We start from the raw sequence: 14,162 nt of genomic DNA on the forward strand, positions 1-14,162 counted from the left end.
GCCCTAGTCTCTAGGGCGCGCTTTGTGTTTTCCCTTCCCGCATAACCATCGATTCCCACAGCGCTTTGATTTCTTCGCGGTAGCGCTCAAGGCGTGTCCGTGCCACAGGTACCGCAATAAGCCAGACGTAAGCCTCAGGGGCCTGCACCAGACAATAGCTGACCGCTTGGCGGTTATAGCCCTCGTTGAGCGCCAGAGTGCGGCACTCTGTAGGCATGCCACTTTGCGTGGCAAAAGTGAACCTGTCTGTGATTGAGGCGTTGTCTGGCGTGCGCCGCCGCTTGATGGTCTGCATTAGGTCGAACCAGAGCACCTGGGTGCTCTTGTGGACGGCTTTAACCCTTGCGCTCTGGATCAGGTACACCGGTTCGCCGTCCAGCAGCCGGCCCAGTGCCGGGCTTTGGGGATTGGTGGTGGCTAGGGATTTGAAGACGGCACCGGCCGGGGGCGTGACGCAGATCTCGTCTGTCAGACAAACAAGCGCCAAAGCTTTGCCACTTTGCGCAATTGCCAAAGGTGGCATACACAGCGCCAAAAAACTTGATATACCGATACTGACAACTGCAATCAGACGTTGATGGCAACGGGTGTGAGCCGACGGTGTACGAACGAACATGGGGTTTCTTCTTAGCGTTATGGAGGAATTCCCGGCCTCTTTCGTCTTCCTGTTACCGCGAAAGAATAATGCCACGTCGTCTGCGTGATTGAAATGCCCGTGGCCTTGGGCACAACGAATAATAACGACAGGCATCAGGTGGCGACATGCACTACTCTCGTGGTATTGAACAATTTTACTTTAAGGCCCTGGGGCTGATTACCCGCACGGTGGGAAAGGTCGTGCCGCCGGACGATGTGGAAGATATTGTGCAGGAGACCTATGTCAAGGCGTGCCAGATCCGCGGCGATCACAGCATCCAGAATCCGCAGGCCTTTCTGGTGAGAATGGCTCGCAACCTGGCGCTCGATCACGTCAAGCGCGCCGAGTTCCGGCTTGCCTCCAGTTTGACCGGCTGCGCCGTAGAGGTGGAGGCGCAACTGACAACACCCGAGGATGCGACTGTGCAGGTGGTTGCCAGTGATGAGGAGTTTGCCAATTTTTGCGAAGCGGTGCGCCAGTTGCCCCTGCAAAGCCGACGGGCGTTTGTGTTGAAAAAAGTCTACGGTTATTCGCAAAAAGAAATTGCCAAAAAGCTTGGTATCAGCGAAAGCACGGTGGAAAAGCACATTGCCACGGGGCTGCAGCGCTCGCGGCAGTACATGAAGGAGAAAACCATGGCCGATTCGGCAAGGGTGGTGACAACGCGGGGGCGACATGACTAATGTCTATCGCTTTCGCAGCAGGGATGATATCGATGCCCAGGCGGCCCGCTGGATTACCGCCATGGATCGAGAACTGAACGAGCGTGAACACAAACAACTGCAGCGCTGGCTCTCACAAAACCCGGCACACAGGGCTGCCCTGATCGACATGGCCGAGTGCTGGGATAAGCTTAACAGCTTGTCGCGCCTGGCAAGCTTGTTCCCTGAGGAAGACATCGGCCGACGCCGCCAAAGTGCACTGCGACGCTATGGCGCGGTGGCGGCATCCACATTGGCGCTGGCGCTCGCCACCCTCTTGGGGGTGTTTGTCAGCGGCGGTGACTGGCACCGATTGCTGCCCGGTATCAATGGCTATGGCGACAGTTATCTGGTCACTCAGGTGGGTGAGCGTACCACCTACGCGCTGGACGATGGCAGCCAGCTGACCCTGAACACCAACAGCCAGGTTCGGCTGGATTTTACGCCCCACTACCGCGACTTGTACCTGGGCCGGGGTGAGTTGCATGTGCAAGTGGCAAAAGACAAAAGTCGGCCCTTGAGAGTGTTCTCGGCCGATAAGATGGTTGAGGCCGTGGGTACGGCGTTCAACCTTGAGCTTATGGAGGGCGATAAGCTCGAGCTGATTGTGACCGAGGGCAAGGTGAAGGCGTCGCGGGTGAAAGAATCGGTTAGTGGTGCCCGCGCAAGCGCTAAGGCACCCGCCAGTTTTGAACCCTTGGCCAACTCGGTGTCTGTGGGTGAGCGCGTGGTGCTTAGCGATCAAAGGCCTGAAGTTGAGTCAGTCAGTGAATCGGAGCTGCGTTCTCTGCTCAGCTGGAAAAGCGGCGAGCTGATCTTTCGCGGCGAAACGCTGGATGTGGCAATTGCCGAAGTCAGCCGCTACACCAGCACTCAGATTCTGTTGTCCGATGCGGCGCTCAGTGATGTCAAAATTGCCGGGCTCTATCGTGCCGGTGATGTTGATGGTCTTTTGGAAAGCCTAAAGAAAAATTTTTCAATTACACACAAGTATTTGAACGCGAACACCATTGCGCTGTATCGAACAGAATAATCGCTCTGCGTTTTCAAACCACTTTACCCCGAGAATAATAATGCGCGACCAGCAGTGGGGGAAATGCCCGGACGTTTCGTCTTTCTCTCTGGTGGGGCGGCAGCCCGCCCGGGACGCTGTAAAAAAATTGCTTTGCAATTTCTTGATTCTCTTTTTCGTTTTTTGCGTTGGTATGAATTGTTTTGCTCAAGCCAGCATTCAACAAAAAAGAGTTGTTTTCAGTATTCCCGAACAACGAGCTGACGTGTCATTGACCGAGTTTGCCTCCCAGGCAAAGATGACCCTGGTGTTTCCGTACGACAGTGTCAGTCGAGAAACGGCCAATGCGTTGCAGGGAAGATACACCATTGCCAAGGCTTTGGAGATCCTGCTCAAGGGAACCGCTCTTGAATACTCCGTCAGTGAAGACGGTCAGCTCACCATACTGAAGGATCATTCAAAGAGAGAGAGCGATGATATGAATAAAAAATACCTGTCTCTGGCGGTAGCCGGAGCCTTGAGTACTTTGAGCAGTGCGACCTCAATGGCGCAAGAGGCCAGCCAGGTTTCGGCCAGCGGTCTTGAAGAAATCATGGTGACCGCAAGGCGCAAAGAAGAAAACTCCCAGCAGGTGCCCGACACCGTGGTGGCGTTCTCCAGCGAAACCATTGAGCGGGCAAATATTGAGGCGGCGCGTGATATCACGGTAAGAATTCCCAACGTGGCCATCACCGAATCCCTGAGCCCGACCTCCACGTTCCTAATTGTTCGCGGTATTTCTTCCGTACGTAACTCAGAACCGGCTGTTGCCGTTGTTGTCGATGGTGTGCAAATTGGCAGTGCCTCGGAAGTCTCTCAATCGTTTTACGACATTCAGCAGATTGAACTGCTCAAGGGGCCGCAGGGCGCTCTCTATGGGCGCAACGCCCTCGGTGGCGCTCTGATTGTGACCTCGAAAAAACCCACCAGTGATTTTGAAGGCAAGTTCACTGTTGGCGGCGGCAGTGGGGATTTGTTTGAAGTTACCGGCTCTTTGTCCGGTGCCCTGACAGATGAGCTGCTGTTTCGCTTTGCCGGTAATCACCGCTCCTTTGGCGGCACCATTGAGAATGAATACTTAAATCGCGTCTATGAGAGAAACGGCCGGGCGGTCACAGGCTCGGCGCCGAGCAACAGCTACATGGACTTTGAAGAGAACCGCGATTTTCGCGCACAGCTGCTGTGGGAGCCGACCGACGCCACTCGTTTTGACTTGCGCTACTCACACAATGGCTTGGAAGCTGGCGCCATGTGGTACCGCAACCTCTATCGCCTGGAAACCGACCCGAATGAAGTCTACGAGTTTCCCATTAATTCCAATGGTAACCCTACCGCTCACCGCACGATTGATACGGGCACCTTGAAAATTGAGCATGATTTTGATTTTGCCACCTTCACATCGGTTACCAACAGTACCGATACCAACGAGCGCTATGGTGTGGCTGGCGAAACCAAGGGGCATGATCGCACGGGTAATGTTCTGTTTTTTACCGAGCCTTTCGTCGATGAGTTCATCGCGGGGCTGGACTCGGAGGTAGACCGCGACTTTTTCAGTGCACAGCTGGGAGATTGGGCCGCCGGCAACTTTGTCGGTTCGGATCAGTACTATGATGTGCAAACGCTCTCACAGGAGTTTCGCCTGACCGGCTCGGCGGAAAAACTCGACTATGTGCTGGGCGCCTATGCGCTTTTGACCGACAGAGCGGATACCTTGCGCTCCACCTGGGAAACGCCCAACGGTGAACCTTTCGATTGCCAGCCCGCCTACCCGGGTGGTCCGGTGGTTACGGACTTCACGTGCAACGGTTTAATCGATGCCACCCAAAATGAGCAGGACAATGAAGCCTGGGCCGTATTTTTCAGCACCGATTATGACCTGTCCGATACTCTCACCCTCACGCTCGCCGGCCGCTACGATGTGGACCGGCGCGAAGTCACCCGTATCGATGGCCCAACTGTGGACACCAACGGCTTGGGGGTGGGCAACAAGTGTGACGCCGAAACGGACCCGGAAAACTGTGCGGCGGCCGGCTCTACCATCAGCAAAACCTTTGATGCCTTCCAGCCAAAAGTATCGCTGGCCTATACACCGAGCGACACACTGACGCTTTACGGTACAGCGGCGCGCGGTTTTCGCAGCGGCGGCTTTAACGCCTCAGGTGCCCTGCTGGCGGACAGTTACGACCAGGAGACACTGGACAGCTTTGAGGTCGGTTTCAAGTCCACACTGCTCGGCAATCAGCTGCGTCTGAACGGTGCGCTTTTTCACCAGCGCTATGAAAACGCCCAGCAGTTTGAGTTTGACGGCAATATTTTTGTCCAGAGTCTGTACAACATCCCCAAAAGCGAGATCAACGGGGTGGAGCTCAGCCTAGACTACGCGGTGACGGACAATCTGCTGGTCACGGCCGGGGTCGGTATTATGGAGTCCGAAATCAAACAGTTTGATACCGAAATCCGCGACCGCATGTACTCCGAGCTGATGGCTCGCACCGCCAATACGGTGAAATTGCCAGAGGGGACGGCACAGGCCTTTGAGAACAACTTTGATGGCGAAAAAATGCCCAATTTCCCGCACCAGTCGGCCAATGTGTCAGTACGTTACGATCTGCCCATCGGCGGTGATGACAACCTGATCACCCAGATCGACTACAGCTATACCGCCGATCGCTACTGGTGGATTGACGGGCAGGATGTACAGGACAATGTCGGTCTTCTCGCGGGCAGCCTCACCTATGTGCTTAACGACAGCCTTGAGTTCCAGCTGTGGTGCAAGAACTGTCTCGATGAGATTTACGACTCCGAGTACGCACCCACCGAAAAAGAACTCTTTGGTGGCGCGGCCAAGGACGTGGCCTACCGAGCGCGCGGCCGCACCTTTGGTCTGCAGGCCAACTATCGGTTTTAACCCGACCGGGGCAGTCCTGTCCCGAGGGCTCCTCGACTTGGCGGGCTAGCCCCGCCTTTTTTACACCCACGGCCTCAGGCGTCACGGCGCTTGAGGCCGACTCCCCACCCGAGTTGTGCTATGTTGTAAGTGGTGCCAAACACCACCTTACTCAATGCACAGGAAAACGCCATTGCAACCCTCTTCTCCCGGTGAGACTAAGGCTCAGACCGATTTCGACCGCTCCTTGCTGAAGGCCATACAGGAAGCATCGCCCGATGGTATCCTGGTGGTAGACGCGCGGGGTCATATTGTTTCTTACAACCGCCGCTTCCTTGAGACCTGGCGGATTGATCCCGAGTACTTGCACTTGCAAAAAGACGCCGACGGTACCCTGACCGAGCGAGCGCTCATGGGCCAGGCGCTCAGTCAGTTGCGCGATCCAGAGGTTTTTCTCGCCCGGGTTCAGGAGCTTTATGCCTCGCCCGATGAAGAGGATTACACCGAAGTGGCGCTGGTGGACGGGCGAGTGGTCGAGCGCCATTCGGTGGGCCTGCGCGGGGAAGACGGCCTCTATCTGGGGCGGGTATGGTTCTTCCGCGACATCACGCCACGCAAACAGCTGGAGGCAGCGCTGCGCCAGAGCGCCTCATTTGATCCGCTGACCGGCCAGATGAACCGCCGCCATTTTATGGACAGCGCCGAGGAAGAATTCGTGCGCGCCCGGCGGTTTGCTCAGCCGCTGGCACTCGTTATGCTGGATATCGATCACTTTAAACCCGTCAATGACCAGTTCGGCCACGCCGCTGGTGATTTTGTGCTGGAAGTGGTTTGCCAGCGCTGGAGCGGTATTTTGCGCAGTGTTGATTTGCTTGGGCGCATCGGTGGCGAGGAGTTTGCCGCGCTCTTGCCGCAATCCCGCGCTCGGGAAGCTGAGGCCGTGGCCAGGCGTCTGTGCGAGGCGGTCAGTGAACAGCCCTTTGAGTTTGAAGCCTTGAGTATCCGCTGTACGGTGAGTGCCGGGGTCGCCGTGCTCGCGGCAGATGACCGGCGGGTACAGGATATGATGCGCCGCGCGGATGATGCCTTGTACCGTGCGAAGGCGGCGGGGCGCAATGCGGTGATGGGCGAAAAGATTTAACCGGGCCCGCCAGGGGCGGACCCGGTTATCGGCTTACTGGTAGACTCGCACGTAATCGACGTACATACGCTGGGTGGTGAAGTTGGCGTGGTCTGGATCGCCGGGCCAGTTACCGCCCACGGCGACGTTCAGCAAGAACCAGAAGGGTTGATCGTAAACCCACTGCCCGTACTGCTCCACCTGAGCACGGCTGACGCTGTAAAAATTGATGTCGTTGACGTACCAGCGGATACCATTGGCGTCCCACTCCACCGCGTAGACGTTGTAGGTCTGCTCAATGGGTTGGGCGTGGTCGAGGTGGCCGGTGATGGGCGTGTTGCCGGAGTACCCCGGACCGTGCAGAGCACCTGAGGTGACGTTGTTGGTGCCCACATGCTCCATGATGTCCAGCTCGCCACCCTGCGGCCAGCCCTGGGTATTGAAGTTGTCCCCCAGCATCCAGAATGCGGGCCAGATACCCTGGGCCTTAGGCAGTTTGATGCGGGCTTCCATCCGGCCGTACTGAAAGGATTGGTTATAGCGGGTGTTCATGCGCGTAGAGGTATAGCCGCAGTTGCCGCCCCACCAGCACTGGCCGCCGGTTTCCTGTCTCGCTTCAATCACCAGCACGTTACTGCCGGCTTGAGGGTCGAACTGGATGTAGGCGTTGTTACCATTGGTGTAATACTGCAGCTCGTTGTTGCCCCAGCCGCCCCCGCCAGTCTCAAAGTTCCAGACATTGGTATTGATGGTGTCGAACTCATCGCCCCAGGTGACTGTTGGGTCCGGGTCCGGATCGGGGTTGGTACCGCCGGCGGGTACCACCTTCAACCAGTTGAGGTTCCAACCGCCGGTGGTCGCGTAAACCCCCAGGCTGTGGCTGCCCTGAGGCAGATAGGCATTGAGCGTGACGGTTTGCCAGTTTTGCCAGCCGCCAGTGTTGGGGATGTTAATTTCACCGAGGGTGGTGCTACCGCCGTTCAAATCGAGCGACAGAACACCGCCGTTGCCGCTGGCGACCCGCGCCTGTATCTCGTAGTTACCGGCGCTGGCCACTTCCAGGCCGGGATAACTGAGCCATTCCCCCGAATCTACCCAGCCGACGTTGTAGCCGCCGCCGGTGTCCTGGGCCGCTTCAATGTCCACATCGCCACCGCGGTAGGCGCCGCCGGTGTTGCCCGGGGTGGTATCGCTGGCGTTTCCATAGTCTTCAGCCTCAAAGGTCTGACCTGCAGCGGGTGGGTTGACGCCGGTGGGCTGAACTTCAATCCAGTTGAAATTCCAGCCTCCTGTGGAGGCATAGACGCCGAGCGAATAGGTGCCTGCGTCCAGCTGAACCTGAGTTTCCACGGTTTGCCAGCTCTGCCAACCGCCAGTGGCGGGTATGGCCAGCTCGCCCACCAAAATGGAGCCGCCGTTGAGGTCCACCGACAGTGTGCCGCCCGAGGGGCTGGCCACTCGCGCGCGAACGACATAGGTGCCGCTGGCGGGAATGCTCAAGCCGGGGTAGGTGAGCCACTCGCCGGTTTCTACCCAGCCGATGTTGTAGCCGCCGCCGGTGTCGCTGGTCGCTTCAATGTCCACATCGTCAGAGCGGTAGGCGCCGCCGGTATTGCCGGCCGAGGTGTCGGAAAAGGCGCTGTAATCTTCCGCCTGAAAGACTTGAGCGCTGGCTGCCGTGCTCAGCAATAGTGCGCCGCCCAGTGCCAGGCGCAATGAAGAGAGGGGATGGGTCATAGTGTGCCTCCGTTAGAGTGCGTTTTTTATGGTGGCGCTGAGGCTAATCCGCCGGCGGGCAGGCTTCGCCCCACTTTCTCGCTGTGTCGAAGTGGGGCGTTCCAAAACCAGTAAGACTTCGCGCCGGGCCAAGTTTGACGGGAGCTGGCGCGAATGTACTATTTTGGAATATGTGTATTAAATTGTTATTCCGATGAGGATTTTGGTCTCCCGTGGACGGCGCTAGGCCCAGGGGCTGGCCCCTATGCTATGATTGGCGCCACCTCGATATTCTTTGAGAGTTTCTGCCGGGCGCTACGCAAGCCCCGGCCTTTTGGAAGGCCAAGTGCCGAGCTGCAAATGCCGTTTGTTTAAGGCAGGCGCTTGCGCGGCAGCGGGCTGCAAGCTCGTTTGGACTTTGGCTTTCCAGTACGACAATGCCGACCGGCGCGACGGAGGTGGGAGAATAAGGTGGACCGGACTCTATGTTGAACAGTCGTAATTCCCTTGCGCGCCTTTGCCTCGGCGTTTTGCTGCTATTGGTTTTGCCCTTGAGCGCCGCTGCTACCAATGACACTCAGGGGCCCGAGTATGTGCTTTGGGTCGGGGGCAATGCCCCGGGCAGGGCGCAGCGCGAAGTAGAGGTGATTACCGCCGCGCTCGAGCGCACCCGCGCCGAGTTTGGCCCCTACCAGCTGGCAGTTTCCAGCGAACCATTGGCCGCCGGCACCTGGCGCCAGCAGCTCACTGAGGGTGAGCGTATCCACATTGTCCCCACCCCCTATCTGGATTTTCCCGAGGAAGACCTGACGTTGATTCCGGTGCCCATTTCCGGAGGGCTACTGGGTTACCGTAACCTGGTAGTGCGTCGTGACAGGTTGGAGGAGTTCTCGGGTATCGACGATGCTGCAGGATTGCGGCACAAGGAGGCCGGTCAGGGGCGTGACTGGCCGGATATGTGGGTCTATGAAGCCAATGGTTTGCCGGTGACCGGTGCGGAGGATCTACCGCAATTGGTGGCCATGCTGGAGGCTGGCGACATCGATTATCTACCGCTGGGGGTCGAGGAAAGCGAGTCCATTATCCAGAAGTTTGCAAGCGATCCCCAATCCTTGAGCATCGTGCCCAATTTATTGATCTATTATCCGCTGTCGAGCTTTCCTGTGGTGACCAACAAGAAGCCCCAACTGATTGAGCGGCTGAGCGCGGGTCTTGAGGCCATGCACACCGACGGCACTTTGCGACTGGAAGATCTGTCTGATCGGCGGCACCCGCAAAGGCCTCTCTGTCAGGTTATCAAACTGGAAAACCCGAGCCGGTTGTTTCCGGTGCTCTAGAAAAACTCTGCACTTGATCGCAGCAAGCTGACGCGACGCCCGTAAAGTGGGTAAGCCTGCCTCGTGCTTAGGTGTGGTCGGCGACCTTCACCCAAGCATGGGATACTCAGGTTTAGGGCCGCCGATGCGATGCTCAGGCTTCATTGGCCGGCCGGCCAATGGTGGCGAGTATACCCCCGTCGACATAGACAATCTGGCCGGTGACAAAGTCGGAGGCTTTGGAGGCGAGAAATACCGTTGCGCCCTGCAGATCCTCTGGGTCGCCCCAGCGCCCGGCGGGCGTGCGGCTGATAATAAACTCGTTCATCGGGTGACCGTCCACGCGAATCGGCTCGGTCTGGCTGGTGGCGAAATAGCCGGGTCCGATACCATTGACCTGCACATTGTATTTTGCCCATTCGGTGGCCATATTGCGGGTCAGCATTTTCAGGCCGCCTTTAGCGGCGGCGTAAGCACCCACGGAGTTGCGTCCCAGCTCGCTCATCATCGAGCAGATGTTAATGATCTTGCCAGCGCCGCGCTCTACCATCCGGGCGGCGACGGGCTTGGTCATGGTGAACACACCGGTCAGGTCGGTTTTGATCACCTCTTCCCACTCGGTCAGAGGCATTTCCAGCAGAGGAGTGCGGCGAATAATGCCGGCGTTGTTGACCAGAATATCGATGGGGCCAACATCACTCTCGATGGTGGCGATGGCTTCATTGACTTGAGTTTCATCGGTGACATTAAACAGGTAACCGTGAGCGGTAATTCCCGCGCTACGGTATTCTTTAAGGGCTGCGTCGACTTTTTCCTGGGACGAGTGGCCGTTGATGACCAATGTGGCGCCTGCTTTACCCAGCCCCATGGCCATGGCCATGCCCAGCCCGTGAGTGGCGCCCGTCACCAGCGCCACCTTGCCTTGCAGTGAAAATAGTTCGGTAGACATAGTCGTTCCTGTGTTGAGCGGTTACTTCAGCGTGTGGGGTTTGTGAAAATCCATATCCGTGTAGTCGAGGTTTTCACCGGCCATACCCCAGATAAAGGTGTAGTTGGCCGTGCCCACCCCCGAGTGCATGGACCAGGGCGGTGAGACCACCGCTTGCTCATTGCCCACCCAGATGTGGCGGGTTTCATCGGCCGGGCCCATAAAGTGGCACACCGCCTGCTCTTCGGGGATGTTGAAATAAAAGTAGGCTTCCATACGCCGACTGTGAGTGTGAACCGGCATGGTGTTCCAGATGCTGCCGGGCTGCAGTTCGGTCATGCCCATTTGCAGTTGACAAGTTTCTACCACGTCGGCAATGAGCAGCTGGTTAATGCGGCGTTCGTTGCAAGTATCGCTCGAGCCCATTTCCAGTACTTTCGCATCGGACATGCCCACCTTTTTGTGGGGGTAGGCGTGATGCGCCGGGGCCGAATTCAGATAGAACTTGGCAGGCTGCGCCGCGTTCTCACTTGAAAAAAGCACTTCTTTCGCACCGCGCCCGATGTACAGAGCTTCTTTGGTGCCCAACTCAAAGCGCTCGCCATCTACGGTAATGGCGCCCTTACCGCCGACGTTGATGGCACCGAGTTCGCGACGCTGTAAAAAGAAGTCGGCTTTTTGCTGGTACACCGGCTCGAGGGCCACTGTGGTGTTCACGGGCATAGCACCGCCGACCATGATACGCTCATAGTGGGTGTAGACGAACAGCACTTCGTCGGCCGCGAAGATGTTTTCAATCAGAAAGTGCTTGCGCAGCTGTTCTGTGTCGTAGTGTTTGTAGTCGTCTTTGTGAACGGCAAAACGTTCTTCGATAATCTTCATTGCATCTCCACTTACGGTTGCAGAAGTTTGTGCATTTCTACGCCGGCGAGAATGAAGGGGCCTGTGCCCTTGGGGTCATTCTCATAGACCGGCTCGCTCATGTAGTAATGGTAGCTACCGTCGCGGCCAAAGCCGAGGCCGGCCACGTAGCAAATATTGGTTAAGCTGATTTTGCCGTCGGCGTGTACGGTAATAAACTCGCGTACCAGTCCGTCGTAGGCCTTTTGCGCCACGGGGCGATATTCCTCGCCGAGATAACCCTGATGAACGGCTTTGGCGTAGAAGTAGGTGAACATGGCCGTGGCACTGGACTCGCGATAGTTGCCGGTGGCGTTGGGCATGTTCATGATCTGCCACCAGGTACCGGTCTTGTCATCCTGGTAGTTTTTCAAATCCGCTGCCATCTCCTTCACCATATCGAGCAGCGGTTCGCGAATTTCGGTTTCGGAGGCGGGGATGATCTCCAGTGTGTCCACCAGCGCCATTGCCAGCCAGCCCATGCCCCGGCCCCAGAAGTAGCCGGATAAACCAGTCTCGCTATCGGCCCAGGCCTGTTGCTTTTTTTCGTCCCAGGCGTGGTAGTAAAGGCCGGTGTTCGGGTCGCGCAGATACTTGCGCGTCAGTTCAAATTCTTTGGCGACTTCTTCCAGACTGGCACCGTCTTCAAACATCACGGAATAGCGAGCGAGAAACGGCATGCCCATGTAGACGCCGTCCAGCCAGAGCTGGCTGTCGTACTTTTGCTTGTGCCAGAAGGCGCCCTCTGTGGTCTTCGGGTGATGTTCCAATTGTTCACGCAGGGTGTCAGCGGCGATTTTGAATTTTTCTTTGCCGGTTTGCTCATACAGGCGCAGCAGGTTGCGCCCAGGTGCGACAGAATCAATGTTGTAGTTGCTGAGTTTGTAGCGTCCGATTTCGCCTTTGTCATTGATATAACTGCCGGTCACCTTGGTGATCACCTGGGCGTAGTCATCGGCGGGAGCCACCTTGTTCAGCTCGTCGTAGGCCATAGGCAGCAGGCCGACAATGTCGTACTCAAACTTGGGGTCGCGTTCACGGTTAACGTCCCAACCGTCGTGGTGGTAACTGAGCGTCTTGCGCTCCAGCTCGGAGTCGGCCAGGCGCTTGCTCCAGTTGAGCGCTTGTGCGGCGTCTATGGGGTAGATTTTTTGCGCTTCACTGTGAGCGGTGGTCACACTCTCGCGCAGCGGTAAGGTGAGCTTTTCCGCCTCGCGTTCCAGGTAGCGGACAAAGTCCTCGCGCGATTGCAGGCCGTCGATTTCACCCTCCCAAGCCGCCAGGAAATAGTAATCCACGTCTTCACCGGCAGCGTCCATGACCGAGACATAGTTGTGCTCGTCCGTGGTTTGTTCATCCCGGTCGGCGTTTCGAAACAGCAGGGCCATACCCAGGTGATCGTCGTTCAAGGTCTGCTTGCCCCAGCTGGCGACATAGGTGTAGGCCTTACCGGTAATATCGACATTGCCTTCGATAAGCTCGGTTCCCGGGTGTTTGACCAGGCCGATGGCCAGGTTGTCCAGAGGCTGACTCAGCTCCAGACGCGTATGCACCAAGCGGCTGCCGCCGTGCATGGAGAGACTGGCCTTGAGGTTCAGTGTACTGTTGGCAATCTTCCAGTTTTTGTAGTCGATGCTGAACGATGAGTAGAGCTCGCCGTTGTCCAGAATTTTGGTATCCCAGCCCTCGACATCGCTGACGCGCACGACTTTCTCGCCGTCCCAGTAGCCGTAGCCGCCGGCCCCCACTGAGCTGCCGACTTTGAGAATGTCCATGCCCCAGTCAGACAGTTCATGATAGGAATCAAACCCATCCTGCCCGATGTTTTGCAGCACCATGTCGTGGGTTTTCTTACCGAAAATATCAAACCCGTTGCGGCGATCGAGATAAATCCGGTAGCCCACTTGGTCCGATTCTATTCCCGGGCCTTCGTAGCGAATGAAGTAGGAGTGATCATCGTGCTGAGGCGGCGGCGTCAGCTCGTTCACATTGATAAATTCGCCGCCCACATACACCTGCTTGCCCGGCTTTTCCGGGTCCTCCTCCCAGGCGCCGCCGCTTTTGTGGGAAATTTCAGCTTGTGTTCGCTTTTTCCCTTGCGGGGGCTCTATGTCGTCGTGTACTTCCAGAGTAATTTGAGCGGCGGCGGGGATATTCAGCAGGGTAAACAGGCTGTCGTACTCGCCGTCACCATCGCGGTCGATGCGCTGGCTGGCGATTGGCTCGCCGTTATGCACAAAACCAAGTGCTGCCGAGTCTGCAGCCGCCATACCCAGCTCGTCAAAGCTGATCATATAGGGTTCGTCGTCGCGCGAGAACTCGGAGGGATTACTCAGAGTAATACGGGCGATACTTGACGTTTTTTTGTCGGTACTCTCGGCACTGCTTGCAGTGGAAACGGTAGGGTTTTGCGCAGTGGGCGTTTCCGATTTTTGACAGGCGGTTAACGTCAGCGAACTCAGCGCGATCAGCGCTGCGACAGATGCATGTTTGGGCATAGTAGTTACCTGTTTTTATTGATGCACGGTTAGCGATACAAACAGAGGATGGGAGGTCAGGTCGGGCGCCAGCCTTCACCCCAGTGCTCTGTCTTGCCGGGTGAAAAGGACTCTCCCGGCTGCCATGGTTTTCTATTGCGGCGCTCTAAATAAAGGTTGATGACGAAGCAGACTCCGCTGGCAACCGGGCGCCGATAACAAATGGGCACCCTTTGCGATGCCCATTGTCACTTAAAAACATTTGGAGATTGACGAGACTCTTAGTGCCCTAAAGGAGTAAGCGCTGACAGCAAAAGTCGGCCCCTAGGGCGGACACTTTGGTTGTTAGGCTAACTCCTGATGATCTCCCATCTCCTCGGTGTGAGTGCAACCGGAATCCGTGTCGGTCGGTTTGATCAATGGCGTCGA

General features: G+C 57.0%; 10 protein-coding genes. 5 read left to right on the top strand and 5 right to left on the bottom strand.

The window, feature by feature from the left end:
* Positions 1 to 10: 10 nt before the first annotated feature.
* On the bottom strand, positions 11 to 523 hold the full coding sequence (locus QWI16_RS00865) for a hypothetical protein (RefSeq protein WP_302710824.1): 513 nt from the start codon (positions 521 to 523) through the stop codon (positions 11 to 13).
* Between the two features lie 239 nt (positions 524 to 762).
* On the opposite strand from QWI16_RS00865, the gene QWI16_RS00870 reads away from it, so the two are divergent.
* From QWI16_RS00870 to QWI16_RS00885, 4 genes are all read left to right on the top strand, one after another.
* Positions 763 to 1,320: an RNA polymerase sigma factor gene (locus QWI16_RS00870; protein ID WP_302710825.1), complete on the top strand. Its 558-nt coding sequence runs from the start codon at positions 763 to 765 to the stop codon at positions 1,318 to 1,320.
* Complete coding sequence (locus QWI16_RS00875; RefSeq protein WP_302710826.1) at positions 1,313 to 2,371, top strand: FecR family protein; 1,059 nt, start codon at positions 1,313 to 1,315, stop codon at positions 2,369 to 2,371. The genes QWI16_RS00870 and QWI16_RS00875 overlap by 8 nt, the downstream gene beginning before the upstream one ends.
* A 244-nt stretch (positions 2,372 to 2,615) precedes the next feature.
* The gene (locus QWI16_RS00880; protein ID WP_302710827.1) at positions 2,616 to 5,297 is read left to right on the top strand and encodes a TonB-dependent receptor; all 2,682 of its coding nucleotides are present in this window, start codon (positions 2,616 to 2,618) and stop codon (positions 5,295 to 5,297) included.
* Between the two features lie 172 nt (positions 5,298 to 5,469).
* On the top strand, positions 5,470 to 6,417 hold the full coding sequence (locus tag QWI16_RS00885; protein WP_302710828.1) for a sensor domain-containing diguanylate cyclase: 948 nt from the start codon (positions 5,470 to 5,472) through the stop codon (positions 6,415 to 6,417).
* A 33-nt stretch (positions 6,418 to 6,450) separates the two neighbouring features.
* Here QWI16_RS00885 and QWI16_RS00890 read toward each other — a convergent pair whose 3' ends face one another.
* Positions 6,451 to 8,133: a carbohydrate-binding protein gene (locus QWI16_RS00890; protein ID WP_302710829.1), complete on the bottom strand. Its 1,683-nt coding sequence runs from the start codon at positions 8,131 to 8,133 to the stop codon at positions 6,451 to 6,453.
* 464 nt (positions 8,134 to 8,597) lie between these two features.
* On the opposite strand from QWI16_RS00890, the gene QWI16_RS00895 reads away from it, so the two are divergent.
* On the top strand, positions 8,598 to 9,449 hold the full coding sequence (locus tag QWI16_RS00895) for a transporter substrate-binding domain-containing protein (RefSeq protein WP_302710830.1): 852 nt from the start codon (positions 8,598 to 8,600) through the stop codon (positions 9,447 to 9,449).
* A gap of 133 nt (positions 9,450 to 9,582) precedes the next feature.
* Here QWI16_RS00895 and QWI16_RS00900 read toward each other — a convergent pair whose 3' ends face one another.
* Genes QWI16_RS00900 through QWI16_RS00910 form a run of 3 tightly spaced genes read right to left on the bottom strand, consistent with a single transcriptional unit; the run spans position 9,583 to position 13,754 of the window.
* The gene (locus tag QWI16_RS00900) at positions 9,583 to 10,377 is read right to left on the bottom strand and encodes a gluconate 5-dehydrogenase (RefSeq protein ID WP_302710831.1); all 795 of its coding nucleotides are present in this window, start codon (positions 10,375 to 10,377) and stop codon (positions 9,583 to 9,585) included.
* Positions 10,378 to 10,398: 21 nt separating this feature from the next.
* Complete coding sequence (kduI, locus tag QWI16_RS00905) at positions 10,399 to 11,238, bottom strand: 5-dehydro-4-deoxy-D-glucuronate isomerase (protein WP_302710832.1); 840 nt, start codon at positions 11,236 to 11,238, stop codon at positions 10,399 to 10,401.
* A gap of 11 nt (positions 11,239 to 11,249) precedes the next feature.
* Positions 11,250 to 13,754 (bottom strand): glycoside hydrolase family 88 protein, encoded by a 2,505-nt coding sequence (locus tag QWI16_RS00910; RefSeq protein ID WP_302710833.1) that lies wholly within the window; start codon positions 13,752 to 13,754, stop codon positions 11,250 to 11,252.
* Positions 13,755 to 14,162: the final 408 nt, after the last annotated feature.

Origin of the sequence: Gilvimarinus algae (genome assembly GCF_030518215.1) — a bacterium.
Taxonomy (GTDB): Bacteria; Pseudomonadota; Gammaproteobacteria; order Pseudomonadales; family Cellvibrionaceae; genus Gilvimarinus; species Gilvimarinus algae.